Source organism: Amycolatopsis rubida (assembly GCF_900115345.1).
Taxonomy (GTDB): domain Bacteria; phylum Actinomycetota; class Actinomycetes; order Mycobacteriales; family Pseudonocardiaceae; genus Amycolatopsis; species Amycolatopsis rubida.
This window is the reverse complement of the sequence record NZ_FOWC01000003.1, coordinates 402,935-429,009: the sequence shown is the minus strand read 5'-3', so window position 1 is coordinate 429,009 and position 26,075 is coordinate 402,935. Positions and strand designations below refer to the sequence as shown.

Genomic DNA, 26,075 nt, shown 5'->3' with positions numbered 1-26,075 from the left:
GCAACCTCGGAAGGCCTGAAACGTCCGCCTTTCGGCAGCGTGGGGACCAGTGGTGGGGGTCGGTGGGGGAACCGGTGGGGGGCTGGTGGGGACCGCGGGTGGAGCAGGGTGGGGAGCCGCGGCGGGGCCCGGCGGGGCGACGTTGCGGAGAGCCGCGGCGGGGCCCGGAGGGGGCGTGGCGGGAGTCGGCGCCACTCTCGGGAGGCGCCACGGTGGAGCAGTGCGGGGAGCCGCAGCGGGGGCGTGGTGGGAGTCGGTGCCACCCCCGGGAGATGCGCGGTGGAGCAGGACGGGGCAGCGCAGCGGGGCCCGGCGGGGTGGCGGGGAGCCGCAGTGGCGTCTGGAAAGGGCGTGGCGGGAGTCGGCGCCACCCCCGGGAGATGCGCGGTGGGGCTGGGCGGGGCAGCGCAGCCTGGTCACGCGGTGGAAGCAAGGGGAGCAGGCGGGCCGAGTCCGGTGGGGCGGCGTGGGGAACTGGCCGCGGCCAGCCGGACGGAACCCGGCGCGACGGTGCCGAGACAACCGCGGCGGGCCGAGCGAGGACCGCTGTCGCGCGGGCGCACGCCGGTCAACGGTGATCAGCGGCCCCCGTAACCGACGTCGTGAGCGGCGGTGCCGGTCAGAACCGGCATCGCCGCTCACGACCCATCGGGTCGGCGCGGTGCCAGCTCCATGACCCGCTCGGCCAGCCGTGCACTGTCCACAGGGGACACCGTCACCCATTCCTGCCCGCCGCGACCCGGCGAGGACACCGCCGAATAGGCCCCGGCGTCCGTGTCGAACCAGGTCAGCCCGCCGGTCCTGGCCAGTTTGCCCGCCCGGTCGCGGACGTGGACGGTGAACTGGCCCGCCGCGTACACCGGCCGGGACCGGATCGCCCGCAGTTCCTCACCCTGTGCGCCGCCGGGCGGTTTCCCCGCCGCGGGCAGCCGGACGCCGTAGCCGGGTCCGGCCGACAGTTCCGGCAGCACGTCGACGATCGCCGAGGCCAGTTCGCTTTCCCCGATGCCGCGCACGCCGATCGTCCGCGCCGGCTGCACGGCCAGCACCGCGTTGCGGCCGCGGATCGCGGCGACCGCGCGGAACGGTTCGTCCGCGGTCATGTCCGCGAGCGCCTCGCACTCCACATACCGTTCCGCGGACGCCAGCACGCGGAGGCTGTTCTCCAGTGCGGCGTCGAGACGGCCGTCGAAGAGGCCGCGCTCGCCGAGGTTCCGGTAGACCTCCGTGCGGATCGCGGAGCGGTCGGCGTCGGTCTCCCCCACGCTGCGCACCGCCAGCGGCGCGGGCGGGGCGTCGAGGCCGAGGTCGGCCCAGACGATGTCGAACGCGGACGCCGACAGGCTGATCAAGCCGGCCCCGCGCCGAGCGGCGGGACCGCGGGGAACTCGCCTTCGGGAAGCAGCCCGCGCAACGCCGTGTCCCGGGTGCGCAGGACGTCGATCGCCTTCTGCCGGGCGGCCTCGGCTTCGGCGCGCCGCTCGTCCATGGCGGACGACAGCCCGGCCAGCCGCACCAGGTCCCCGCTCGCCGCGGCGGAGCGGATCATCGCCGCCGGGTCGAAGTCCACCGGCGCGGGCATGTCCGCGCGCGCCCGGGCGGCGACCTCGGCCTGCCCCTGCACGGCTTCCCCGACTTTCGCCGACACCACGGAGGTTTCGGCCAGCCAGCCGGACGCTGTGCCGAGCACTTTCCGCATCGCGTCGCCGGCGTCGCCCTGCCAGGTTTCCTCGCTGCCCGCGGACAGCGCGACCAGCCCGCCGATCGAGTCCTCAAGCCGTTGCGACAGCCCGGCCCACCGCGTGCCCGACTCGCCGGCGGCGGCCGGGTCGTTGCCGTTGACCGCCTGCGCGGCCAGCGCCGCGTGGCTGAACGCTTCGTACCGGGCCGTCGGCTCGGGGACCGGGGACTCAGCCGGGGTGTCGGTCACGACTTTCCTCCTCGCACGGGGGGTTCACGGCAGCTTCGGCTCGACCAGCCCGGCCACGTCGCCCGCCCGCGAGCAGGCGAGGTCCGAGTCGGCGAAGTTCGCGTTGTTCACGTCGACCTGCACGCTCCGCGCGCCGCCGACGTCGAGCAGCACCGCGCAGGTGCCGCGGCGGCCGGACACCTGCACCGCCTGGTGCGAGCCGACGTCCTTCTTGGTGCGCTTGCCGCCGGAGAGGTCGAGGTTGGCCAGTCCGTTGGTCTCGTCGAGAGTGACGGTGACGCCGAAGGTCGAGGGCACCGTCCAGTCGCAGGCACGCGCCTCGCCGATCGTCTTCGGCTTGCCCTGCCCGGGGAGCCCGGCCGACGACCGGTCCTGCGGCGAAAGCAGCGTGCACGGATCGAGCTTGGCCAGCGAAGGAGCGGAGGAGGACGGCGGCGCGGGCGCGGGCGGGCCTCCGTCGGCGGGCGCGGCGTGTGAGATGCCGGGCATCCGGCCGCACGAAACGAGCACCGTGAGCCCGGCGAGCGGGAGAAAAAGGAGCGCGGCGCGCGCCGCGGAACGGTCAGCCACCGGTGCAGTCCACGCCTTCGGCGGCTTCGCCGTCCTGGTCGCGGTACTTCTCCAGCGCGCCGCCGATGCGTTTCTTCAGCCCGGCGATTTCTTTCCCGAACGCGGTGAGCTGGTCGACCGCCGAGCCGTCGCGGCCGAGGCCGTATTTCGCCATGAACGCGCCGACCTCGCCGGCGTACCCGCCGCCGAGCGGCACCGACCGGCCGAGCACCGCGGCCTCGCGGACCATCTCGCCGACGACGTCCTGCAGTTCGCCGAGCTTCGCGTACGTCGCGGTCGCCAGTTCGGGCGTGACCGCGAACCGGCCGCCGGACAGTCCCGGGAGCCCGGCTTTCCGTTCCGCCTCGGCCTCGCTCATGCGCGGATGCACCTCTTCCGACGTCGAACCGTGGTCGGGCGACTTCGTTTCGGAGCATACGACAGTGCACACGGTCAGCGGGATCACCTGAAAATGCCTCATAATCACCCGTAAGAAGGAGTACCGAGGTGGCTGGGCGTCACCATGAAACGATCTCGGGGTTCCGCCGCCCGGTTCTCCCGGGTTTGACACACTGGGGAGAACGCTGGACAGGCGCGCATCCCCGCCGGTTCCCGTCCAGCTATTGCGCCACCAGGAGGTCGAGTGACGTCGAGAATCCAGTCCGCTTCCCCCGCCGGAGGTCACGGCGCCGGGTCCGGGCAGCCGCCGTACCCGGCGGTCGAGTCCGCGGACGGGCTGGCGCAGGTCCCGGCGGCCGGGCTCGGCGAACTGCACGACGCCGCGCGCCGGATCGCCGCGAACGTGGAACGCGTCCTCGTCGGCAAGCCGGACGTCATCCGGATCGCGCTGGTGACCCTCCTCGCCGAGGGGCACCTGCTCGTCGAGGACGTGCCGGGCGTCGGCAAGACCTCGCTCGCGAAGGCGCTCGCGCGCTCGATCGACTGCACTGTCAGCCGCGTCCAGTTCACGCCCGACCTGCTGCCCAGCGACGTCACCGGCGTTTCCATCTACAACCGGCAGACCGGCGAGTTCGAGTTCCGGCCCGGCCCGGTGTTCGCGAACATCGTGGTCGGCGACGAGATCAACCGGGCCTCGCCGAAGACGCAGTCCGCGCTGCTGGAGTGCATGGAGGAGCACCAGGTCACGGTCGACACGAGCACCTACTCCCTCGGCGCGCCGTTCATGGTCATCGCGACGCAGAACCCGATCGAGATGGAGGGCACCTACGCGCTGCCCGAGGCCCAGCGCGACCGGTTCACCGCGCGGGTGTCCATCGGCTACCCCGACCAGCAGGCCGAACTGGCCATGGTCGACGAGCATTCCGGGCACAACCCGCTCGCGGACCTGACTCCGGTGTCCGACGGCGAGACGATGCAGCGGCTGATCGAAACCGTCCGCGGCGTGCACATCGCGCCGGAGGTCCGCCGGTACGCCGTCGACGTCGTGTCGGCGACCCGGCAGGTGCCGGAGATCCGGCTCGGCGCTTCGCCGCGCGCGACGCTGCACCTGGTCCGGGCCGCCCGCGCGCAGGCCGCGCTGTCCGGGCGCGACTACGTGGTGCCCGACGACCTGCACACGGTCGCGGTCCCCGTGCTGGCGCACCGGCTGGTGCTCACCACCGAGGCGCACGCCGCCCGCCGTTCGGCGACCGACGTGGTCCGCGCGGTGCTGCACCGCGTCCCCGTCCCCCAGGGCTCGGCCCGCTGAGGCGCGTCCCGCTACCCGAGTAGGGAATCCGCATGCTGCGCGCGCTTTCCGGCCTCACCACCCGAGGCCGCTGCCTCCTCGCCGCCGGGATCGCGGCCGCGGTGTGCTCGCTGGTGCTCAACGAACGCGACCTGCTCCGGGTCGCGGTGTTCGTCGTCGCCCTGCCGCTGCTGGTCGCCGTCTACATTTCGGCGACCCGGCTGCGGCTCGGCGCGGCGCGCTCCCTGCGCCCGGACCGGGTCGCGGCGGGCGCGGCCGGCGAGGTCGACCTGGAGCTGTGGCGCAGCGGGCGGCTGCCCGGCGGCGAGGTGCTGCTGGAGGACGGCGTGCCGTACGCGCTGGGCACCCGCCCGCGGTTCGTGGTCGAACGGCTGCCGCACGACCGGCGCGTGCTGCTGCGGTACCCGCTGCGCCCGGCCATGCGCGGGATCCAGCAGGTCGGCCCGCTGCGCGCGACGATCACCGACCCGTTCGGGCTGTGCGAATTCGAACGGGAGCTGATCGGCCATTCGCGGCTGGTCGTCGTGCCGCGCACGGTGCCGCTGTGGGGGCTGCCCGGCGGTGCCGGGGCCGGGGCGGGAGACGACGGAAGCGTCCGGCTGCATTCCGGGCAGGGCGAGCCGGACGTAATCGTGCGGCACTACCGCACCGGCGACGACATGCGGAAGGTCCACTGGCGTTCGACCGCGCGCCGCGACGAGATCATGGTCCGCATCGAGGAACGCCCCTGGCGCGGCGGCACGACAGTATTGCTGGACCACCGCGCGGCCGCGCACCACGGGAGCGGCCCGTCGGCGAGTCTGGAGTGGGCGGTGTCGTTCGCCGCTTCGGTGTCGCTGCACCTGCGGCGGACCGGCCACCGGGTCCGGCTGGTGACCGAACACGGCATCTCGCTGGCCGACTCTCCCGCCGACGGCGGGGAAGGCTACGACAACCTGGTGCTCGACGCGCTGGCCGCGCTCCAGCCCGCGCACCAGCGAGACGTGACGCTCGGCCACGACCCGGCCGAAGGGCAGGAACTGATCGCGATCCTGGGCACGGTGAGCGCGGAATCGGTGCACGAGCTGACGCGGTACCGGGCTCGCGGGGTCCGCAGCCTCGCCGTTCTGCTGGACACGCCGAGCTGGGCGGGTTCGGCCTCGCCGGACCACCTGGCCGCGGCGACGGAGGAGTCGGCGGAGCTGCTGCGCGGCGCGGGCTGGGGCGTCGTGGTGGCCGGTCCGCGGACGCCGATGCCCGAGGTGTGGGGGCTGCTGTGCCGCGCGGGCACCCACCGGTCGACGGTGATCGGCGGTACGCGATGAAGCTGACGACGACCGTCGTGCGCGGCAATCACGGTTCTCACCGGGATTGCCGCGCACGAGCACGCGGGGAGACCCGATGACCACCGCCTCCCCCCGCCCGTCCACCTCCCCGCCGATCCCGCACACCCCGACGCCGCAGCCGACCGATCCCCCGCCCGCGTGGCGGAGCAGCGTCCTGCCGCCGATCGCCGCCGGGCTCGCGACGCTGTGCGCGGCCACGTCGCTGACCAGCGTCGTCTCCGGCTGGGCCTGGTTCGGGTACGTCTTCGTGGCCGTCGTGCTGGTCGCGGGCACCGGGCTGGCGCTGCGATCGCTGCGCGCGCCGACCGTCGTCGCCGGGTTCGGGCAGCTGCTCGTGCTGCTGTTCCTCATCACCGGGGCGTTCACGACCCAAGGCGTGCTCACGATCTTCCCCGGCCCCACCGCCTTCGGCGAACTCCAGGCCACGCTCACCGCGGCGGCCGACCAGATCCGGATCGGCCTCCCGCCGGTCGACAGCACGCAGCCGATCCTGTGCCTGGTGACGATCGCGGTCGGCCTGGTCGCAGTGCTGGTCGACACGCTCGCCGTGGCCGCGGCAGCACCTGCGGCGACCGGGCTCGTGCTGCTCTGCGTGTACGCGGTGCCCGCGGCGCTGTCGGACGACCTGATGCCGTGGTGGACGTTCGTGCTCGGCGCGGGAGCCTTCGCGTGCCTGCTCGCCCTCGACGGCAACCACCGGCACCGTCGCTGGCGCAACCGCGACGCGCCCGGCTCCGGCGGCACGCTGCGGCTCGCGCAGGCCCCGGTGGCGGTGGTCAGCTCGGCGATCGTGCTCGGCCTGCTGGGCGGCGGGATCACCATGGTCGGGACGGTCGGGAAGATCCCGTTCGGCTCGGGTCCCGGCGGTGACGGAGACGGGACCGGCGGGTTCGGCATCGCGCCGTTCACCCAGCTGCGCGGGCTGCTCGACCAGGGTCAGAACACCGAGCTGTTCCAGGTCCGCGGCCTCGGCCCGGACCGGCGGCTGATGCGCGCGTTCACCTTGGACACCTACACCCCGAACAAGGGCTGGGGCCTGCGCGCCGGCGGCCAGGCGCAGACCGGCGTGCTCGCGAACAGCACGCTCCCCGCCGCGCCCGGGGACGACGGCACCGGAGTGTCCCGGCAGATCCAGATCCAGCCGACGCGCTGGGTCGACAACTGGCTGCCGGTCTACGGCGCCCCGCGCGCGCTCCGGGGCGTGCCGCCGCAGTGGCTGTACGACCGGGTCAGCGGTTCGGTGTTCACCACGAGCAGCGAGCCCGCGCCGCCCTACGTGGAAACCGCGTCGCTGAAAGAGCCGACGGCCGCGGAATTGCGGGACACCGCACCGAAATCCGACGAGGTGCCCGGTCTCTACACCCGGATCAGCCAGGTCGACAAGCGGGTCACGGCGCTGACCGACCAGCTCACCGCGGGCAAGACCAACAACTTCGACCGGGCCACCGCGCTGTGGCAGTACTTCAGCGCGCAGAACGGTTTCGTGTACGACACGAAGACCGCGGACGCCACCGACGCCGACGCTCTCGCCGACTTCATCCTCAAGGGAAAACGGGGCTACTGCGAGCAATACGCGTCGGCGATGGCGGTGATGCTGCGGGTCGCGCACATCCCCGCGCGCGTCGCGATCGGCTTCACTCCCGGCGTTTCCAAGGGCGACTACCAGTCGATCAGCTCGCAGGACGCGCACGCGTGGGTCGAGGCGTACTTCGGCGACAAGGGCTGGGTCAGCTTCGACCCGACCCCGCTCGCCGACGGCCGCGGCATCGTCCCGCCGTATCTCCAGCAGAACACCCAGAACCCGCAGCAGCCCAACGCCACCGACGACCTCCCGACGGCCTCGCGCTCCGCCGCCCCGTCCACCGGCGCGTCGGCGGACAAGAACCACGACCAGGCCACCCCCGCCGCCCCCGTGGACACGACTCCCGACGACAGCTGGCTGACCTGGCTGGCTCTGACGCTGGCCGTCCTCGGCGCCGCGGCCGTCGCGACGTCGTACTTCTTGCGCCGCCGCCCGCCGCCCGCCGCGGATCTGCCCCCGTCCGGCGTCCCGCCTGGATCCACCCCCGACGGCGATGTCCTGGTCAGAAACCCAGTCACCGCCCCGACCCGGCTACGCCTGGCAGCGCTGTGGCTGCCCCTGACCGGAGCCGTCCTGCTGGTAGCCGCTCTCGGTTTGCTGGCCGGAATGGTGTCGTGGTGGCTCGCCGCGTTCGTCGTCCTGGTGCTCGCGGCAACCGGTGGCCCCGCCGCGATCCGGGACCTGATGCGCCGCCGCCGCCTCCAGACGATCGCGACACACTCCCCCGGCGCCGCCGACGCGGCCTGGCGCGAGCTGAAAGCCGAGTGCGCGGACCGCGACCTGCCGATCTCCGACAGCGACACGGTCCGGGTGGCCGGCGGAAAGATCGCCGAACGCCACCGTCTGGACGACTCGGGCAGGGAGGCGTTGCGCACCGTGCTGGGCGCGGTGGAACGCAGCTGGTACAGCGACGAGACAACCCCGGACCCGACGCTGGAGCCCGCTTTCGGGCAGCTGCGGGACAGCCTGCGCCGCACCGCACCGCTGTCGATGCGGGGACGGTTGTTCCCGAGGTCGGTCCTGCGCCGACGGCGGTGAGCTTCAGATTCGGTTGACGCGGACGCCCGGCGATAGTCCCCCGTTCCGCTGTCCACCACCTCCTGATCGCCAGCGCACATCTGGACGCTCGAGAAGCGCTCAGGCAGTTCGGCGCCGACGCGGGCGCCCCGGAGAAAGGAAGACCTCCGGGGCGCACCGCCTTCGCCGCGCATACCCTCGACTATGGCCTCGCCGACCTCGCCCGCGCCGGCGATGCCGATTCGCTGCGTTGTGTCGTCCTCCGCGGTGCGCAGTAGTCGTGGCTCGCGCGGGTCGCGTTCCGTCGTCACGTCGTTCGCCTTCTGCTCTGCCGCAAGGCGACCGCGAGAACGCCGGTCAGGCAGGGAACCGCCCCGGCCGAAGCCGGTTCCGGTCACGCCGGAGGTGTCCTTGATCAGCGGTCCGGCCAGTCCGAGGCGGGGCCGCCGGCTCGGATGTGCTCGGCCAGCAGATCAGTGCTGCCGCGGCCGACGTGGGCGGCGATCGTCGCGAGGATGGCGAGAGCAAAGCCCGCGCACATCGCTGCGAGCGGCCCTCGTGCCTGGAATGGTTGTGTCGTCAGGATCTTCTCTCGTCACTGCTGCTATTGGCCGGTCAGCGCGACGGCCGGGTTGTCGTGCAGCTGGGCCGGGAATGCGGTGCACGTGCTCCTCCCTCACGTCGCCAGGGCCGCGCGGAGGAACGCGAGGATCTCTGTCTGGGCGGCCTCGGCCTGTGGTTCCACTCCGGGCAGGGTCAGGAACGCGTGCTTCGCGCCCGGGTACTCGGTGAGCCGCACCGAGGTTCCTGCCTCGCGGAGCCGCTCGGCGTAGCAGCGCCCGTGGTCGGCGACCGCGTCTTGGGTCGGCACCACCACCAGCGCCGGGGCGAGCCCGCTCAGGTCGTCGGCGTACAGCGGCGAGACGGCGCCGGCGTCGGCTCCCAGCGGGACGGCGAGCCGCTGGAAGAGTCGCAGCAGCGGCAAGGCCCGGGACGGGCTGTATGCGTATTCGGCGATGGAGGGACAGTCGAACATCGTCTCGGTCACGTCGGCTACGGGGTTGACCAGCACCTGCGCCTTGAGTTCCAGACCGGCGTCCCTGGCGCGGACGGCCGCCAGAGCGCTGATCAGCGCTCCGCAGCTCTCCCCGAACACGGCCACGCGCGCCGGGTCGACGCCCCACTGCGCGCCCTGCCGCAGCACGTGCCGGAGCACATCCCAGCCGTCGTCAGCGGCGTCCGCGAGCGAGCTGCCCGGGGCGAGGAGGCGGTGCTCGACGGAGACGACGACGGCGGGCAGGCGCGCGGCGACGTGACTGTTGGTCCAGTCGCACTGCGCCGCCGTGCCCACGAAGCCGCCTCCGTGAACGTGGACCACCAGCGGCAGGCCGGTTCCGGCTTCGTCTCCAGCCCGCGCCGGCCGGCAGACCCGGACGGGCAGGTCGCGGCCGGGCAGCGCGATCTTCCGCCACTCGATCGCGGCGGCTGGGTCCGGCTCTCCGAGGATGGCCCGCGCCGCGCCCGAGGCCCGGAAGCGGTTCTCCGCGTCTCGGTAAACGAGCAGTTCCTCGGTCGTGATCGCCGCGAAGTCCGGCTCCGGCGGTCGTGTCACGGCAGCTAGCTCACTCATGTTTCCTTCTTCCCCAGTCGATGCGCCGAGTGCGTCTCGGTTCTCGCCCAGCGCTTTGTCCTCATTATGCACACGGTGTGTGCATCGACAAGTGCACAGGTTATGCTGGGGCGGGCGAAAGGGGCGAGATGACGGGCCGCAGGCGATGGTCGACCGAGGAGATCCTGGATACGGCGGCGGATCTGCTGCGCACGAGCGACGCCGAGTCGTTCAGCGTGCGCAAGCTCGCCGCGGCGCTCGGGACCGACCCCTCGAGCCTCTACCGGCACTTCCGCAACAAGACCGAACTGCTGCGCGCCGTCGCCGACCGGATCCTGCTGGCCGCCATGGACGACTACCGCGCTGAAGGCGATTGGAAGCGGCGCATCACCGCACTGGGCCTGCGCCTGCACGAAGCCTTCGGCGAGCAGCCTCAGCTCGCGACGGTGTGGGGCCGCTACGCGTCCGGCGGCACCGGATCCCGGCTGGTCATGGAAGAACTGCTGCAGGCCCTGCGCGCGTCCGGCCTGCCCGACGAGCAGGTCCCGGTGCGATACCACCGCGTCGTGCTCCTCCTCGCCGCACTGATCGCCTCCGAGGCAGGCATCAGCACCATCACCGCCGAGGAGTACGAACAGGGACTGGAGCAGTTCCGCGTCGCGGTGCTCGGCGCCGATCCCGAACGCTTCCCCGCCCTGTCGAGCTTCGCCCGCGACATCCGCCCCCTCGGGGCAGACCGGCGCGCCGCGTTCGAAGAAATCCTTGCCGCGCACCTTGCTCAGATCGAGGCCGAGATCCCCTGATACGCCGGATCATCAGCACCATGCGCCGCGGCTGCGGCACCGGAACAGCGGTCGTTCAGACCGATCCGGCCCGACCGCCCGCAAGCTGCGGCGCCGGAAAGCCCGAGCAGCCCCGGCGTTTCAAGACGCACCCGGCTCGGCGCCGCCCTGCCTTGGGCGACCGGCCCGTCCGGACTTGACGCCTCAAGCCCAACCGGCACGCCACCGGCCAGCCACAGCGACACTCCCGCCCGGTCTGCACCACCCCAGCGTGCCGGGTCCGAACCGGCAACGCGGCCGCGCAAGGCAAGGTCGCCGCAGCGGGCAGGCCAGGCTCAGCTCGGGCTTCCGTCCGGACCGGCACGGCCGGCAGCCTTCCGCAGAGCCGTTCCCGCGGCAGGCCGGATCCAGCGCCGCGCTGAGCATCGTCGGCAATCACCCGTCGACGCCGCGCACCAAGTTTCCTGGCCGCGCATTCCGAACCGGAAGTGCACCGGACCGAAGCTGGCGCAGACCAAGCACGCGCCTTGCGCGCACGTTCGCGGCGCCGGGCGCACCCGTGCCCCGCTCAACGGTGCAGCCCGCGCCCGCGCAGAGAATCCGCGCTCCGCCCCGAGGGGAGAAGCGCGGATTCGCCGTCGTGCTATTGGCCTTCGAAGCGCTGACGGAAACGTTCCTCCATGCGCTGGGTGAAGGAGCTTTTGCGGCCGGACGGCTTCCCCCCGCCGCCTCCGTCGTCATGGCTGTCCTTGCCGCCCGCGTCGCTGTGGTGCAGCGACGTCACGGCCATCATGACCCCGAAGAACATCACGAGGAACCCGAGCACGCTGACCACCGGGATGTCGGCGACCCGCAACACCGGGATCACCACACCGAGCACCAGCAGGGCAACGCCCACCACGAACAGGGCGATCCCCTGGATGCGCCGACGGCGCGCGGGTCGGCGCAACCGGGTGCCACGCACCGTGGATGCGAACTTGGGGTCCTCGGCATAGAGCTCGCGCTCGATCTGGTCGAGCAGCCGCTGCTCATGCTCGGAGAGTGGCATCTTTCCTCCTCCGGCACAGCTGTCGCGGGCGCCGGGCCGCGCAACGTCCTGGACCCAACAGCCAACCCCAGGCGGGGTGGCACTGTCCAGGATACGAGCCCCGCGCTCGTCCGACTACCCGATCCCCGATCCGGAAATGATCGAATCGGGGGAAATCCCGCCCAACGCGGGTTGACAGTGCGTCACCGCGACGGAAGTCACCCCCTTCGGCGCAGTTCAGGCCCCTCCGCGACCCCGTCGGCCTCCCCCGTCCGGGGTCCCTCGTCACGGAGAGAAACTGTCTTCGGGCCGACCGCCTGGCGCGCCGACGTCCCCTTCGGCGGGATCTTCCGCCGATCGATACCGTCCGCGACTTTTCACTTGCCCATTGCCGGGACCGGCAATCCCTCACCGTGCGAACAGCCCGCCGCGCGCTAACTCAGCCCGCCGCGCGCTAACTCAGCGCGACCGCCGACCCCGATTTTCGGAGACCGCTCGGCCCCCGCGCCGGAGGGCGGTTGCCGACCAGGCAGTCATTTCGGGGAATTACCCGCGAAGGATCGCCCACGGACCCGCCGAGGCGGAGGTTTGCACCGGCTTGCCCGCCGCATCCGGCTTCCGAGTGCGCGACGGTGGACTTCGACGCTTGAGGTGCCGGGGCTCGCTCGTCCCGACCGGGCACACCCCGCTCCCGCTTCGCTCCTTCCGACCGGGCACGCCCCCACTCCCGCCCCCGCCGCACTCCGCCCGACCGGCACACCCCACCCCGTCCCCGCCTCCCTCGTCTCGACCGGGCACGCCCCCACTCCCGCCCCCGCCGCACTCCGCCCGACCGGCCACACCCCACTCCGTCCCCGCCCCACTCGTCTCGACCGGGCACGCCCCAATTCCCGCCCCCGCCGCACTCCGCCAGACCGGGCCACACCCCACTCCGCCCCCGCCCCACTCCGCCAGACCGGGCCACACCCCACGCCCCTGCCTCACTCCTCCCGGGGAGAAAGCAGCGAAGCGGGCCGGATCGCCGCCGAGCCGAACTTCAGGCGAGCCACGTCCGCCGCCACCTCGGCGTCCCGCCAGCGCGGCTCGTCGTTCGTGAACGACAACTGCTCCCCCTCGTCGCCGGTGTCGAGGCCTTCCACCCGCACCCCGATGAGCCGGACCGCTCCCGTCGGCGCGTGCTCGGCCAGAAGCTCGACCGCCGTGCGGTGGATGTCGCGGGCCACGTCGGTCGCCGAGAGCACGGTGCGCGCTCGGGTGATCGTGCGGAAATCGCCGAACCGCACCTTGATCGACACCGTCCTCCCGCGCAGTCCGCGCGACCGGAGCGTCGCCCCGACCCGTTCGGACAGCCGCAACAGCTCCAAACCCAGCTCGGCCCGATTGAAGACGTCGACGTCGAAGGTGTGCTCGGCCCCGATCGACTTCTCCGCCGACTCCGGTTCCACGGCCCGGTCGTCATGGCCGTTCGCCAACGCCCACAGGTGATCCCCGACGGCCCGGCCCGCCGCGCGCCGCAGCCGGGCGGGCGGGGTGGCGGCGATGTCCGCGATCGTGTGCCAGCCGTGTTGCCGCAGCTGTTCCTCCGTGCGCTTTCCGACTCCCCACAGCGCCGATACCGGCAGCGGGTGCAGGAACTCCAGCGTTTCGGCCGCGGGGACGATCACCATCCCGTCCGGTTTGGCCATCCCCGAGGCCAGTTTCGCTACGAATTTGACCTTCGCGACGCCCACCGAGCACGTGATCCCGTGCTCGGCCGCCACTCGTTCCCGAATCCGCGCGCCCAGCGCGCCCGGAGTGGTCCCCAGCCGCCGCAGGGCGCCTCCGACGTCCAGGAACGCCTCGTCCAGGCTCAGCGGCTCGACCAGCGGCGTCAACTGCCGGAAAATCCCCATGACTCCGCGTGACACCTCGCCGTACAGCCCGGGCGTCGGCTGGATGCAGACCAGGTGCGGGCAGAGCCGTTTGGCCGTGGCGAACGGCATCGCCGAGCGCACGCCGAAGCGCCGCGCCGGATAGCTCGCCGCGGCGACGACCGAGCGCGGGCCGCCGCCGGACACGACGACCGGCTGGCTCGCCAGCTCCGGCCGCGTGCGCAGTTCGCACGAGACGAAGAAGGCGTCCATGTCCACGTGAAGAATCGAGCAGCCGGTGTCGTCCGGCAGCTCGGTCGCGCCCGTGGTGACGCGGTAGCGGGCCATCCCGCTCGGCAGTTCGGCGTTTCTCCCCACGCCTCCGGACGCTACCCGCCGCCACCGACAATTCCTGGCGTGCGAGCACCGGCGACCACGCTTACGGGTGGCCGGGCCGGTCATCGCGGCGGGCGGAGAGCGGATCAGCCCCGCCGGGCGATCGCGTGCAAGCGGCCCGCGACGTCGCGCAACGCGGGCACCGCCGAGGCACTCAGCTCGAACTCGGCCAGTTCGTCCTCGCGGACCCCGCCCGGCACGACGTCCGAGATCACCCGGTCGCCCTGCAGCAGCGTGACCTCCAGGCCGGCCGCCACGAGCGAATCGGTGAGCCCGGCACTGTCGTACCGGCGCAGTACGGTGTCCCCCGCGACGACGCCGTCCGGACCTTCCATCAGCTGCTGCGCCTCGGAGATCCGCCCGGCCAGCGCGCGATGCAGCACGGCCGCGGTGCGGTTGGCCACCAGCACCGACACGGCCCCGCCCGGCGACACGGCCGCGGCGAGCGCGTCGAGCACGACGCGCGGGTCGTCCACGACCTCCAGCAGGCCGTGCGCCAGCACCAGGTCCGCCGATCCGGCCCGGACGTGCGCGCCGAGCGCGTCGGAGTCGTCCGCGATCACCGTGATCCGGCCGGAGACACCCTCCTCCTCGGCGCGACGACGCAGCGTCGCGAGCGCGTTCGGGTTCGGTTCGACCACGGTGACCAGGCATCCGGCCGAGGCGAACGGCACCGCCCAGCCGCCGCTCCCGCCGCCGACGTCGACGACGACCGGCTGCTCCACGCCGCGGGCGCGGGCGGCCCGCAGTTCGGCCTCGAGCGCCCGGCGTACAGCGCCCGAACCCCGGGCGGCCACGGTGTCGGTCTTCATGGCCGACAGGGTAATGGCCGCCGGTCACTTGCCGTGACCCGCGTGGCACCGCAGCGGCGTTCGCCACCTTCCGGGCTACCGCCCCGGCGCGCGGCCCGTAGGCTGTGTCGAGTGCACACGGTCGCCGTTCTCAGCCTCAAGGGTGGTGTCGGCAAAACGACGGTCGCGCTCGGTATCGCGTCGGCCGCGCTGCGTAGGGGAACCCGCACGCTCGTAGCCGATCTCGACCCGCAGGGCAACGCCACCACCTCGCTCGATCCGCCGTTCACCGACGCGACGCTCGCCGACGTGCTCGAGACGCCCGCGCGGGCCGTCCTCGAACGCGCGATCGCGCCCAGCGTCTGGAGCGAGGAGATCGACGTGCTGGTCGGCGCCGAGGAGCTGGAGTCGCTCAACGAACCCGACTCCGACGGCCGCCGCCTGGAAAACCTTTCCCGCGCGCTCGACGAACTCCACCAACGTCCGCTGCGCGAGGACCCGTACGAGCTGGCGATCATCGACTGCCCGCCGTCGCTCGGCCGGCTCACCAAATCGGCACTCGTGGCGGCCGACAGCGCGCTCATTGTGACCGAACCCACAATGTATGCGGTGGCCGGCGCCCAGCGCGCACTCGAAGCGATCGAACGGATCCGCGAGGACGGCAATCCGTCCCTGCGGCCGATCGGCGTGCTCGTGAACAAGCTGCGCGTGCGGTCGTACGAGCACCAGTTCCGGGTCTCGGAACTGCGCGAGAACTTCGGTTCGCTGGTGATGCCGACCGCGATCCCGGACCGGCTCGCGGTGCAGCAGGCCCAGGGCGCGTGCAGCCCGATCCACGAATGGCATTCCCCTGGCGCACAAGAGATCGCGCTGACCTTCAACATGGTCCTCGCCAAAATCCTGCGCTCCAGCCGCGCCGGACGGCACCGCGTGCGCGCCGAGGAGGAAGCGGCGCGGGCGGAAGTGTCGGAAACCGCGGGCTGAACCGTGCCCGAGGGCGACACCGTATTCCTGGCCGGAAAGCTGCTCGACCGCGCGCTCGCCGGGAAAACGCTGGTGCGCGGCCAGTTCCGGCATCCCGAACTGGCCACTGTGGACCTCGCGGGCCGGGAGGTGCACAGCGTCGGCACCGTCGGGAAGCACCTCTTCACGCGCTTCTCCGGCGACCTGACGCTGCACAGCCACCTGCGCATGGACGGCTCGTGGAAAATCCAGCCGGCGGGCGCGAAGTGGGCGATGCCCGCCCAGCACGCGCGCGTCGTGCTGATGACCGAGGACGTCCAGGTGATCGGTTTCCGGTTGCACGACCTGAAATTGCTGCCCACCGCCGAGGAACCCGCTCTCGTCGGCCACCTCGGCCCGGACCTGCTCGATCCACAGTGGAGGGACGAGCACGCCGCGCTGGCCGCCGCCAATCTCGCCGCGAAACCGGACCGCGAACTCGGCGACGCACTGCTGGACCAGCGGATCATGGCCGGCGTCGGCAACCTGTACAAGTGCGAGATCTCTTTCCTGCTAGGGGTTTCCCCGTGGACCCCAGTGTCCGAAGTGGACCCCGCACGAGCGGTGGCGCTCGCCCGGAAGCTGCTGGTCGCGAACGCGTGGCGGCACGAGCAGGCCACCACCGGCGACCTCCGCCGCGGCCGCCGCACCTGGGTCTACGAACGCACCCGCCAGGGCTGCTTCCGCTGCGGCGGCCCGCTGCTGGTGCGCCAGCAGGGCGACGGCCGGTACCAGCGCCCGACCTGGTGCTGCCCGCGCTGCCAGCCCGGCCCCGTCCCGGCCGATGGACCGCCGCGCAAATGATGTTGCCGTACCGAGAGGTTCGCGGTTAGCGTGGCAGTACACGAGAGAGGAGGTGGTCCTAAGTTGTATTCACACAGGACTCGTGAGGTGGCTGTCCGCTAGCGGATGGCACGTGTTGGGACTTTGAGCAGCGACGCACCAAGAGCCACCTTCGGCTCATCGCCTGCTTCACGTGCTGCCTGCTGACGAATACCAGGCAGTCACCGGGTTCCCGGGGTTCCCGAGCACCGGTCCGGCTCGGGCCTGGACGCTGACGGCGTTCAGGAGGCGCCCCGGGAATTTCCCTGTCCGTTCGCGGTTCTTTCCGCTCTCGGCGATCACTGGCGGTTCCTCCGGACCCGCGAAAGTCGCTAGGCTGGGAGGATGCTCAGGCCGGACTATCCGATCAGCACCGAACGCCTGCTCCTCCGCCCGTTCCGGGACGACGATCTCGATGCCCTGAACTCGTTCCAGTCCCGCGCGGACGTCGTCCGCTACCTGTACTGGGGACCGCGCAGCCGCGCGGAATCCGCGGCCGCGCTGGCGAAGCGCGTGCACAGCGCGACGTTGACGGAGGAAGGCCAGTTCCTCGCCGTCGCCGTGGAACTCGCCGAAACCGGGCAGCTCATCGGCGACCTCAACCTCGAATACCTCAGCGCCGAACACCGCCAAGGCGAGATCGGCTTCGTCTTCCACCCCGACCACCACGGAAAAGGCCTGGCCCTGGAAGCAACGTGCGAAGTCCTGCGCCTCGGCTTCGAAGATCTGGGCCTGCACCGCGTCATCGGCCGCTGCGACGGCCGCAACACCGCGTCGGCGTCGCTGATGGAACGGCTGGGGATGCGCCAGGAAGCACGCCTGCGGGAGAACGAGATCGTCAAGGGCGAATGGACCGACGAGCTGGTCTACGCCATGTTGGAAGACGAGTGGAAAGCCGGTGCTTCCCGGAGGAACTGATCCCTCCCCTCCGGCACTTCCGGCCCGCGGCGGCTCCGCCCGCTCCGCCAGCCGCCCACGTGCCGTGAGGGGAACCCGAGGGAATCAGAGTTCCTCAGGGTTCCCCTCACGACCCGCCACCGGTCCGTGAGGGACCCCTTCCCGGCCAGCCCCGCCCGCAAGCCTCCGGGGATGCCGCCCCATTGGGGCGCGAAGCCCAGCAGACCCCAACCGCAAGCCAACAATCGAGGCACCCACGCCATCCCCGCACCCCGATCCGAAGCCTCCCTGCGGGCGGCGGGTGCTTGTCAAGGCATCTTTCCCGCCTTGACAAGCACCCGCCGCCCGTCAGCACAATCAAGCTTCGGGTGCCCCACGCCAGCGACCACGGCAATGTCGCCCCCAGGCGACGAGCCGCCCCCGGCGCGACCCGAACCACACCAACCCCGATCCGCCCCAGCCAGACCAGCAGCGATACGGCAGCATGGACGACGTGCTCTTCGACAGGATCGTCCGCCCAGCGATGTACCGGCTCGCCTACCACGACCCCGAGGTCGTCCACGAACGCACCGTCACCCTCCTGAGCCGAGCGGGCCGAGCCGGAACCGCCCTCCGCCCGATCTCGAAGCTGTACCGCACCAACGACCCCGCCACCGTCCTGGGCCTGACCTTCCCCAACCGCGTCGGCCTGGCCGCGGGCATGGACAAGAACGGCCGCGCCCTGCACGCCTGGCCCGCCCTTGGCTTCGGCTTCGTCGAAGTCGGCACGGTCACCCGACACCCCCAGCCAGGCAATCCCCGACCCCGCCTCTACAGCCTCCCGGCCACCGACGCGGTCATCAACCGCATGGGCTTCAACAACGACGGGGCCCAAGCCCTCGCCGACCGCCTGGCCGCCCGCGGAAAGCCCGCTGTCCCGCTGGGAATCAGCATCGGCAAGTCCAAGGTGACGCCGCTGGACGAGGCGGTCGAGGACTACCGCTTCTCCCTCCGCGCCCTGCACCCCTTCGCGGACTACTTCGCGATCAACGTCAGCTCCCCCAACACCCCGGGTCTCCGTGCGCTGCAAGACAAAGCGGCACTCGCCGAGCTGCTCGCCGAGCTCCGCGAGACCGGAGCCGAACTGGGCGGCGACACTCCCCTGCTGGTCAAGGTCGCCCCCGACCTCACCGACGACGCACTCGCCGAACTCCTCGAAGTCTGCCTGGAGCACGGCGTCGCCGGAATCATCGCGACCAACACCACCCTCTCCCGCGAAGGCGTCGCCCCCGCCGAAGCCGCACTGGCCTCCGAAACCGGCGGGCTGTCCGGCCGCCCGCTGACCGAGCGCTCGGCCGAAGTCGTCCGCTTCGTCCACGAAAAGACCGACGGCAAGCTGCCCATCATCGGCGTCGGCGGCATCCTCGGCCCGGACGACGCCCGCCGCATGCTCGACGCCGGGGCCAGCCTCGTGCAGATCTACACCGGCTTCGCCCTGCACGGGCCCGGACTGGTCCGCCGCGTCGGCCGGGGACTCGCCGACCGGTAGCGAAGCCCCGACAGCGCCGAGCCCGAGTCCGCCCGCGAAGACCCGGGCCGGTCCACCGCTTCGGCGCCGGACAGCTCGACCCAGACGCCGAAAGCGACCGTCCGGCCTCAGCCGGGGAGCCGCCGTCCCCCCGTGCTGACGAACCGCAGATACCCCCGCCAAGACGCGTACCGGTCCAGACCTTCCCCGCTCGCCGCGGCCGCCGGTTCGCACAGCACCGCGAGCGGCGAACTCCCGTCCTCCAGCTCGACCCGGCCCAGCACGAACGGCGCGGCCAACCCCGTCGCGAACCGGCCGAACGCCGCGGGAGACAGCCGCCAGCGCTCGCCGTCCACGCCGGCCGAGCCGGAGATCACCCCGGGCTGCGGCGGCGTGACACCGTCGAGCAGCACCATCCGGTAGCGCTCAGCGGTCCGGACCAGACCACCGAACCGCGCACCGCGCAACTCGCCGTGCAACGGCTGGCCGCACAGATGTGCACCGAACACCACGACGTCGACGCTCTCGCACGGATACGGATCCGGCGACTGCTCGCCGGTCAGCACCGAAGCCAGGTCGGCACCGATCTGGTCCTCGAACGCCCTTGTCACCACCGTGATTCCGTACGGCCGCCGGTCTCCCGGCACGGTCACCGCAGCTAGGTCCAGGGCGTTCAGCGTCGCGTCCAGAACGCCGACAGTCGGCAGGAGAACCGCGTCCAGAGCCGCCAGCAGCGAATGAGCCGCAGGGACGTTGCCGGCCCCGTAAAGCGCGCTGACGTCCACTGGGACCAGCACGGCCCCGGAAGCCTCCAGAGAGGCAGCAGCGACCTCGAACGCTCTTCTCACGGGCAGCGGGAGGCTGGCTTCGGCGGGGATGCCGAGGCGCGGGTGCTGTCCGGCGGCGAGACGGACGTCGGCGGGCCATTCGCGGACCGCAGGGTCCAGACCATCGGGGCCGAGCATCGCGGCAACGGCACGCTGGGCGGTCGCGAGGCGGTGCGCGGACACCGAAACGATCGTCCCGGAGATGAGCCCGGGCGTCGGTTTGAGGGTGAGCACCCCGGGCGGGGCGGCGATCTCGCGTACGGAGGAATTCAGTGCCAGGTCGACGATCTCAAGCCCGACGACCGCGTTTTCCGGGTCCGCGACGGTGGTTCCGAGGACCACCGCGCCGGCGTCGGTCAGGCGCGCGATCGCGGGCGGGCCGTCGGCGTCGGCCGCGCAGACGGTTCCGGCGAGCGGCAGGTCTTCTCCGGCGTGGACGCGTTCGTCGACGGTTTTCGCTTCGACGAGCACTTCCTCCATGGTCCGCACCGAAGCCCAGAGTCCGGGGCGGTCGGCTTTCGCGAGCCGCTCGAACGCGGTGCGGACCCGCTCGGACGAGCTGGGCGGAGGGACGGGAACGGGATCAGGTTCCGGCGGGAGCGTAGTCACGAGGGCGTCCTTTCCTCGGCGGGATCGGAGGAGTCCACTGTGTACGTCCGGCGCCGCGAACCTCAGCCCGCGACGCCGGGCCTGGCGGGTGCCAACACCGACCTCATGAGAAAAACGTTAAACCGCGGACGTTTCCGTCACCAGCAGGATCGGATTACGCGATTGTTGCGGTGTGCGGGGGAAACTCACGCACCGTCGCGGCCGGCGGTGTCCCGTTGCGCCGACCGGAATCCCAAACTCGGCCATCAGGACGGCGTTTCGGTCCGGCCACTGCGATTCCCGGGGACGTCGCGAAGCCGCGGGCCCGGACCACATTCACCCCCGGATCGGGCGTTTCGCGGCGGATTGCCCGGCCGCGGGGTCCGGCGACGGGGCTGGATCAGCGGGTCAGCCAAGATCCTTCAGCGCGAGCGCCAACCCGGCGAGCCGGTCCGTCGCGTCCGTCAGCGCCTCCCGCGACGTGACCATCCCGTCACTGCTCGCCGCCACCGCGCGACCGGCCGCGGCGACCAGGCCGCCGTAGCCTTCGATGCCGTCGTCGAGTTGTTCGCGCAGCTTCGCGACCGCGGCCTGCAGCGCCGAACGTTCGCGCTCCGGTGCGGAATCGCGGCCTCGTTCGATCGCCTGGATCCGGTCGGCCAGGCCGCGCAGCGCACGGGCGGCCTCGTCGGCCGTCGCGCGGGCGTCGGCGACCGAGACCTCGGGAACCGCCGTGGTGCCCAGCGAAGTCGGGACCGAAAGCTGCTTCAGGAGCTCACGCAGCGAAGCTTCCGACTCGGCCAACCGCTCCATCGGCTCGCGCGCGGCCGAACCGGCGGCGGGCAGCGGCGGCGGACCGCTGGGCGCGGCGGGCAGTTCGAGCTTCTTCAGCTCTCGCAACCGCATCCCGGTGCGGACGCTGAACGTGCCGAACACCAGGGTCGCGAAACCGGAGAACACCGCCTGCCCGATCTCCGCGCCGGCCGCCGCTCCGCCGAGCAGGCCGGTGGCGGTGAGCACGGTGAGGATCCCGAGCAGGATCGTGACCAGCACCCACAACGTCAGCACGCGCGAGGTGCGGCGGATCCGGCGCTGGTGCTTCGCGCTCGGCTCGTTCCAGCGCTGCCATTTCGCGCGGACCTCGGCGACCGCGGGCACCTGCCCGGCGACCGCGGAAAAGGCGGCCGGGGCCGACGGGCGGCGCGGCACCGGCGGCGGGGAGACCGGACCGCGCTGGGGCCGGCTGTTCTGCTGCGGCTTCCCGCCTGCCTCGTCGGCAGGCGGGAAGTACCGCTGCAGTTTTTCCTGGGCGCGCTGGGCGTAGTCGGGCAACCGCTCGATGTGCTTCTCGAGCTTGGCGTTGAACTCGCTGAAGTCCCGCCGCTTGGTCATCCGCCCCGCCCCCTGCGCGCCGCTCGTGCCCGGCCGGTCAGGCCGGGTTCTTGCCCTGTTCGGCCTGCACGCGGGCCTGGATCTCCCGCTGGATGTCGCCCGAGGCGGGGGCCGGCGCGGCCGCGGCCGAGCCCGACCCGCCGTCGGTGACCTGGGCGACCGAGTCGCCGCGCATCGACGCGCGGATCTGCTCCAGCCGCGAGTGGCCCGCCATCTGGGTGGCCGACTCCTGGACCTCCATCATGCGGCCCTGCACCGAGTTCTGCGCCAGTTCGGCCGAGCCCAGCGCGGTGGTGTAGCGCTTCTCGATCTTGTCGCGAACCTCTTCCAGCGACGGCGTGTTGCCCGGCGCGGCCAGCTGGCTCATCTGGTTCAGCGAGGCGGAGACCTGCTCCTGCATCTTCGCCTGCTCCAGCTGCGAGAGCAGCTTGGTGCGCTCGGCCAGCTTCTGCTGCAGCATCGTCGCGTTGCGCTCGACGGCCTGCTTGGCCTGCGTGGCCGCCTGCAGCGACTGGTCGTGCAGCGTCTTGAGGTCTTCGATGCTCTGCTCGGCGGTGACCAGCTGCGCGGCGAAGCTCTCCGCCGCGGTCTCGAACTGGGTCGCCTTCGCCTCGTCGCCCTTGCCGCGGGCCTCGTCGGCCAGCACCAGCGCCTGGCGCGTCGAAGCCTGCAGCTTCTCGACCTCGCCGAGCTGGCGGTTGAGCTTCATCTCCAGCTGCCGCTGGTTGCCGATCACGGAGGCGGCCTGCTGCGTCAGCGCCTGGTGGTTGCGCTGTGCCTCCTCGATGGCCTGCTGGATCTGTACCTTCGGGTCGGCGTGCTCGTCGATCTTCGACGAGAACGCCGCCATCATGTACTTCCAGAACTTCACGAACGGGTTGGCCATCTCCTCCGCCTGCCTTCTTGCGTCCCACGGGCCCTGATTGCTTCGGGGCGGGGCGTCGCTCCCCTAGTCGCACAACGTACCGACCCCGGCGTCGGGTTCCATCGTGTCAGGTCGGCCTCCGCCGTTCCAGGCGACCCCGGGGGAATTCAGGGTCAGCCCTGACCGGCGGCCGGGCCCGGCCCGGAGGGGAACCCCGCGCACGCCGACGGCCCCGGGGAGAGCCCCGGGGCCGGGCAGCGAAACAGCGCCGGCGTTACGCCGCGATCGTGGACGCGAGCTTGGGCGCGCCGATCGTGGTCCGCAACGTCGTGTTCATCCGCGGCGCGGGCTGAAGCCGCAGGTCGGAGAGGTCGTCGCCGATCAGCTCCGAGACCATGCGGCCGCCTTCGAACCCGGCCTCGCCCCGGTCGGGCACGGTCTCCCTCGGCGCGGTCTCCACCTCTTCGACCGGCGCGACCTCGACCTTGTCGAGGGCCGACACGTCGGCGGCGACCTTGTGCAGCAGCTCGCCCAGCGGCAGCTCCAGCGCCTCGCAAATCGACGCCAGCAGCTCGCTGGAAGCTTCCTTCTGGCCGCGCTCGACCTCGGACAGGTAGCCGAGGCTCACCCGGGCGGCGCGGGAGATGTCACGCAGCGTTCGACGCTGGTTGGTGCGGGCATGACGGAGCCGATCACCGATCGCCTCGCGCAACAGCACGGTCATCACGCGCCTCCCTTCCCGAACTGGTGCCTCCCACGTTACCCAGAGCGGTACCCCGAGTGCAGGACTTGACACGTACGTACGCCAAGGGCGAACGCCGTTTTCAGTCTAGTTGTTCCCCGAGCAGCGCGAACGCGGCGCGCACCGACGCGGTCCGGATCGTGTCCCGGTCACCGGTCTCGGCCAGTTCACGCACCGTGTCCACGCCCGGTCCGCTGATCCCGACGTACACCGTTCCCGGCGCCACGCCGTCCTGCGGATCCGGCCCGGCGACGCCGGTCAGGCCGAGGCCCCAGGTCGCCCCGCACCGCTCCCGCGCGCCCCTGGCCAGCTGCGCGGCGACGTCGGGGTGCACCGCGCCGTGCTCGGCCAGCAACTGTTCGTCGACCCCGGCGAGCGCGGCTTTCAGCTCTGTGGCGTAGACCACCAGACCGCCGCGCAGCACCGCGCTCGCGCCCGGCACCTTGGCGAGCGTGGCGCAGACGAGACCGGCCGTGAGCGACTCCGCCGCGGCCACGGTTTCCCCCCGGCGGGTGAGGGTCGCGACCAGTTCGGGTGCCTCGGTCATCACGCGCCCATCGCGCGCCGGCCGGCCGCGCGCAGGCGGATCGCGCGGACCAGGTAGTCGACGCCGGTGATCACGGTCAGCGCGACCGCGAGGCCCATCAGCGCCCAGCGCACCGGGTCCGCACCGGCCGGCAGCGGCAGCAGATAGGTCACGATGGCGAGGATCTGCGCCATCGTCTTCGCCTTGCCGCCGCGGCTGGCCGGGATCACGCCGTGCCGGATCACCCAGAACCGCAGCAGCGTCACGCCGATCTCGCGCACCGCGATCACGATCGTGACCCACCAGGACAGCTCCCCCAGCGCGCTGAGCCCGACCAGCGCGGCGCCGATGAGCGCCTTGTCCGCGATCGGGTCGGCGATCTTGCCGAAGTCGGTGATGAGCCCGTAGCGGCGGGCGACCCAGCCGTCGACCTGGTCGGTGGCCGAGGCGACGGCGAACAGCCCGGTGGCGATCGCGCGCCACGTGGTGTCCTCGCCGTGGCCGGTGAACAGCGCGACGACGAACAGCGGGACCAGGACGAGCCGCGAGATGGTGAGCAGGTTCGCCAGGTTCAGCGTCGGGACTTCAGTCGCCTCGGGCACCTGCGCCCCGCCCTCGGACGCGGCGCGGGGCACGCCCTCGCCCGCCCCGCTGGGCGCGGCACTCACCGGCCGGCGTCCGGCGCGGGGCGGACGACCAGGTCGACGCCGGCGGAGTCGACGACCTCGCAGCGGACGAGGTCGCCCACCGCGAACGGCTTGGTGTCTTCGTCTTCGAGGATGACGCATTCCCCGTCGACCTCGGGGGCCTGGTGCGCGGCGCGGCCGACCGCGTCGTCGCCGTCGGTGCCGTCGTGCTCGACCAGCACATCCACGAAAGTGCCGATCCGGTCTTCGGCGCGCTGCGCGGTCAGCTCCTCGACCAGCGCCGAGATGCGCGCGACGCGCTCGGCGACCACGGCCGGGTCGAGCTTGCCCTCGAAGGTCTCGGCCTCGGTGCCGTCCTCGTCGGAGTAGCCGAACACGCCGACCGCGTCGAGCCGGGCCCCGGTGAGGAACCGCTCCAGCTCGGCGAGGTCGTCCTCGGTCTCGCCGGGGAAGCCGACGATCACGTTGGTGCGGATGCCCGCCTCGGGCGAGTACTCGCGGATCTGCTCGGTGAGCGCGAGGAAGGAATCGGTGGAGCCGAACCGGCGCATCCGGCGCAGCACCCGCTCGCTGGAGTGCTGGAAGGAGAGGTCGAAGTAGTCCGCGACGCCCGGCGTGGTCGCGATCGCTCGCACTAGCTGCGGCCGCGTTTCGGCGGGCTGCAGGTAGGACACGCGGACGCGCTCGATGCCGTCGAGCTCGGCCAGCCGCGGCAGCAGCAGTTCGAGCGCGCGGGTGCCGTCGCGGCCGAAGTCCTTGCCGTACGACGTGGAGTTCTCGCTGACCAGGAACAGTTCCTTCGCGCCGTTCTCGGCGAGCCAGGCCGCCTCGGCGACGATCTCGTCGGGCTGGCGGGACACGAACGAACCGCGGAACGACGGGATCGCGCAGAACGAACAGCGGCGGTCGCAGCCGGAGGCGATCTTCAGCGCGGCGACCGGGGAATCGTCGAGCCGCGTGCGCAGGACCCGCGGGCCCCAGCCGTGCTGCGCGTGCCCGGGCACCTCGACCTCGGCCGTCGCGGCGGGCCGCTGCACCGGGCTGATCGGCAGCAGCTTGCGCCGGTCGGACGGGGTGTGCGCGGCGATCGCGCGGCCGGCGACCACGTCGTCCAGCCGCGCGGACAGGTCGGCGTAGTGGTCGAAGCCGAGCACCGCGTTCGCCTCGGGCAGGCTGTCGGCGAGTTCGTTGCCGTAGCGCTCGGCCATGCAGCCGACCGCGACGACCTTGCGTCCGGTGTCGGCGGCGGCGAGCAGCGTGTCGACCGAGTCCTTCTTGGCCGATTCGACGAACCCGCACGTGTTGACCACGACGACGTCGGAGTCCTCCGGTTCGGCGGCCAGTTCCCAGCCGCCCGCGGCCAGCCGGCCCGCCAGCTCCTCGGAATCGACCTCGTTGCGGGCGCAGCCCAAGGTCACGAGGGAGACACGGCGGGCGCGAGCGGAGTCAGCGGCGGGAGAAGGCACGACGTTCAGGGTAGCCGTCGCATCCGGACCGCCCCGCGACGGCGTCGCCCAGTGCGGTGACGCGGCCTTCTCCGGCCGGGCCGCTCCGCCGGTGCCCCGGGGCTGGAGGGCGTGCGGCTGACTCGCGTCGGCCCGGGTCGACGGAGCCGGTGCGGCTCTTGCCGGGCTGACATGGGGGCTGGTCGTCCGTGCGGGGCTCTTGAAGGAATCGGATGCACTGCCAGGAAC

Annotated in this window: 24 protein-coding genes; 8 read left to right on the top strand and 16 right to left on the bottom strand. The window is 72.2% G+C overall.

Features of this window, described 5'->3' with window-relative positions; genetic code table 11:
- Positions 1 to 638 precede the first annotated feature (638 nt).
- The 4 genes from BM362_RS16330 to BM362_RS16315 are packed head-to-tail and all read right to left on the bottom strand — an operon-like array spanning position 639 to position 2,858.
- Positions 639 to 1,352 carry an ESX secretion-associated protein EspG gene (locus tag BM362_RS16330; protein ID WP_093573687.1) on the bottom strand — a complete coding sequence of 238 codons (714 nt, stop codon included), beginning with the start codon at positions 1,350 to 1,352 and terminating at the stop codon, positions 639 to 641.
- Positions 1,349 to 1,930 (bottom strand): PPE domain-containing protein, encoded by a 582-nt coding sequence (locus BM362_RS16325; RefSeq protein ID WP_067581304.1) that lies wholly within the window; start codon positions 1,928 to 1,930, stop codon positions 1,349 to 1,351. Before BM362_RS16325 ends, BM362_RS16330 begins: the two co-directional genes overlap by 4 nt.
- Before the next feature lie 24 nt (positions 1,931 to 1,954).
- A complete protein-coding gene (locus BM362_RS16320; RefSeq protein ID WP_093573686.1) occupies positions 1,955 to 2,500 on the bottom strand; it encodes a DUF3558 family protein in 546 nt (181 codons plus the stop codon).
- On the bottom strand, positions 2,493 to 2,858 hold the full coding sequence (locus BM362_RS16315; RefSeq protein ID WP_067582245.1) for a hypothetical protein: 366 nt from the start codon (positions 2,856 to 2,858) through the stop codon (positions 2,493 to 2,495). Before BM362_RS16315 ends, BM362_RS16320 begins: the two co-directional genes overlap by 8 nt.
- Before the next feature lie 264 nt (positions 2,859 to 3,122).
- Between BM362_RS16315 and BM362_RS16310 the strand changes: the two genes are divergently transcribed.
- The 3 genes from BM362_RS16310 to BM362_RS16300 all read left to right on the top strand — a co-directional run bounded on the left by BM362_RS16310 (position 3,123) and on the right by BM362_RS16300 (position 8,132).
- Entirely contained in the window at positions 3,123 to 4,187 is a 1,065-nt protein-coding gene (locus BM362_RS16310; protein WP_208865221.1) for an AAA family ATPase, read from the top strand.
- 32 nt (positions 4,188 to 4,219) lie between these two features.
- A complete protein-coding gene (locus BM362_RS16305) occupies positions 4,220 to 5,491 on the top strand; it encodes a DUF58 domain-containing protein (RefSeq protein ID WP_067581300.1) in 1,272 nt (423 codons plus the stop codon).
- A gap of 76 nt (positions 5,492 to 5,567) precedes the next feature.
- A complete protein-coding gene (locus tag BM362_RS16300) occupies positions 5,568 to 8,132 on the top strand; it encodes a transglutaminase TgpA family protein (RefSeq protein ID WP_093573685.1) in 2,565 nt (854 codons plus the stop codon).
- Between the two features lie 394 nt (positions 8,133 to 8,526).
- Here the strand turns inward: BM362_RS16300 and BM362_RS49945 are convergent, their stop codons facing one another.
- Positions 8,527 to 8,652, bottom strand: coding sequence for a hypothetical protein (locus tag BM362_RS49945; RefSeq protein WP_255366208.1), 126 nt, complete (start codon positions 8,650 to 8,652; stop codon positions 8,527 to 8,529).
- A gap of 135 nt (positions 8,653 to 8,787) precedes the next feature.
- Positions 8,788 to 9,741, bottom strand: a complete 954-nt coding sequence (locus BM362_RS16295) for an alpha/beta hydrolase (RefSeq protein ID WP_093573684.1) — start codon at positions 9,739 to 9,741, stop codon at positions 8,788 to 8,790.
- Between the two features lie 128 nt (positions 9,742 to 9,869).
- On the opposite strand from BM362_RS16295, the gene BM362_RS16290 reads away from it, so the two are divergent.
- A complete protein-coding gene (locus BM362_RS16290) occupies positions 9,870 to 10,523 on the top strand; it encodes a TetR/AcrR family transcriptional regulator (protein ID WP_067590860.1) in 654 nt (217 codons plus the stop codon).
- A 622-nt stretch (positions 10,524 to 11,145) separates the two neighbouring features.
- On the opposite strand, the gene BM362_RS16285 is transcribed toward BM362_RS16290, so the two are convergent.
- The 3 genes from BM362_RS16285 to BM362_RS16275 all read right to left on the bottom strand — a co-directional run bounded on the left by BM362_RS16285 (position 11,146) and on the right by BM362_RS16275 (position 14,587).
- Positions 11,146 to 11,550, bottom strand: a complete 405-nt coding sequence (locus BM362_RS16285) for a DUF3040 domain-containing protein (protein ID WP_067590857.1) — start codon at positions 11,548 to 11,550, stop codon at positions 11,146 to 11,148.
- A gap of 959 nt (positions 11,551 to 12,509) precedes the next feature.
- Complete coding sequence (gene dinB / locus BM362_RS16280) at positions 12,510 to 13,727, bottom strand: DNA polymerase IV (protein ID WP_067590930.1); 1,218 nt, start codon at positions 13,725 to 13,727, stop codon at positions 12,510 to 12,512.
- 134 nt (positions 13,728 to 13,861) lie between these two features.
- Positions 13,862 to 14,587, bottom strand: coding sequence for a methyltransferase domain-containing protein (locus tag BM362_RS16275; RefSeq protein ID WP_067590854.1), 726 nt, complete (start codon positions 14,585 to 14,587; stop codon positions 13,862 to 13,864).
- A 111-nt stretch (positions 14,588 to 14,698) separates the two neighbouring features.
- Here BM362_RS16275 and BM362_RS16270 point away from each other — a divergent pair, with 111 nt between their 5' ends.
- The 4 genes from BM362_RS16270 (at position 14,699) to BM362_RS16255 (ending at position 18,815) form a co-directional block, all read left to right on the top strand.
- Positions 14,699 to 15,550 carry a ParA family protein gene (locus BM362_RS16270; RefSeq protein ID WP_067590852.1) on the top strand — a complete coding sequence of 284 codons (852 nt, stop codon included), beginning with the start codon at positions 14,699 to 14,701 and terminating at the stop codon, positions 15,548 to 15,550.
- 3 nt (positions 15,551 to 15,553) lie between these two features.
- Entirely contained in the window at positions 15,554 to 16,372 is an 819-nt protein-coding gene (locus BM362_RS16265; RefSeq protein WP_093573683.1) for a DNA-formamidopyrimidine glycosylase family protein, read from the top strand.
- Between the two features lie 363 nt (positions 16,373 to 16,735).
- Complete coding sequence (locus BM362_RS16260) at positions 16,736 to 17,308, top strand: GNAT family N-acetyltransferase (protein WP_067590846.1); 573 nt, start codon at positions 16,736 to 16,738, stop codon at positions 17,306 to 17,308.
- Between the two features lie 472 nt (positions 17,309 to 17,780).
- Entirely contained in the window at positions 17,781 to 18,815 is a 1,035-nt protein-coding gene (locus BM362_RS16255; RefSeq protein ID WP_093573863.1) for a quinone-dependent dihydroorotate dehydrogenase, read from the top strand.
- A gap of 107 nt (positions 18,816 to 18,922) precedes the next feature.
- Here BM362_RS16255 and BM362_RS16250 read toward each other — a convergent pair whose 3' ends face one another.
- From BM362_RS16250 to rimO, 7 genes are all read right to left on the bottom strand, one after another.
- Positions 18,923 to 20,230 (bottom strand): allophanate hydrolase-related protein, encoded by a 1,308-nt coding sequence (locus BM362_RS16250; RefSeq protein WP_093573682.1) that lies wholly within the window; start codon positions 20,228 to 20,230, stop codon positions 18,923 to 18,925.
- 387 nt (positions 20,231 to 20,617) lie between these two features.
- Entirely contained in the window at positions 20,618 to 21,601 is a 984-nt protein-coding gene (pspM, locus tag BM362_RS16245; RefSeq protein ID WP_093573681.1) for a phage shock envelope stress response protein PspM, read from the bottom strand.
- Positions 21,602 to 21,638: 37 nt separating this feature from the next.
- Positions 21,639 to 22,487, bottom strand: coding sequence for a PspA/IM30 family protein (locus BM362_RS16240; RefSeq protein WP_067590836.1), 849 nt, complete (start codon positions 22,485 to 22,487; stop codon positions 21,639 to 21,641).
- Positions 22,488 to 22,740: 253 nt separating this feature from the next.
- Positions 22,741 to 23,190, bottom strand: coding sequence for a helix-turn-helix domain-containing protein (locus tag BM362_RS16235; RefSeq protein ID WP_067590833.1), 450 nt, complete (start codon positions 23,188 to 23,190; stop codon positions 22,741 to 22,743).
- 100 nt (positions 23,191 to 23,290) lie between these two features.
- Positions 23,291 to 23,755: a CinA family protein gene (locus BM362_RS16230; protein ID WP_093573679.1), complete on the bottom strand. Its 465-nt coding sequence runs from the start codon at positions 23,753 to 23,755 to the stop codon at positions 23,291 to 23,293.
- Positions 23,755 to 24,402, bottom strand: coding sequence for a CDP-diacylglycerol--glycerol-3-phosphate 3-phosphatidyltransferase (gene pgsA, locus BM362_RS16225; protein WP_093573678.1), 648 nt, complete (start codon positions 24,400 to 24,402; stop codon positions 23,755 to 23,757). Before pgsA ends, BM362_RS16230 begins: the two co-directional genes overlap by 1 nt.
- Positions 24,399 to 25,847 (bottom strand): 30S ribosomal protein S12 methylthiotransferase RimO, encoded by a 1,449-nt coding sequence (rimO, locus tag BM362_RS16220; protein ID WP_093573677.1) that lies wholly within the window; start codon positions 25,845 to 25,847, stop codon positions 24,399 to 24,401. Before rimO ends, pgsA begins: the two co-directional genes overlap by 4 nt.
- Positions 25,848 to 26,075: the final 228 nt, after the last annotated feature.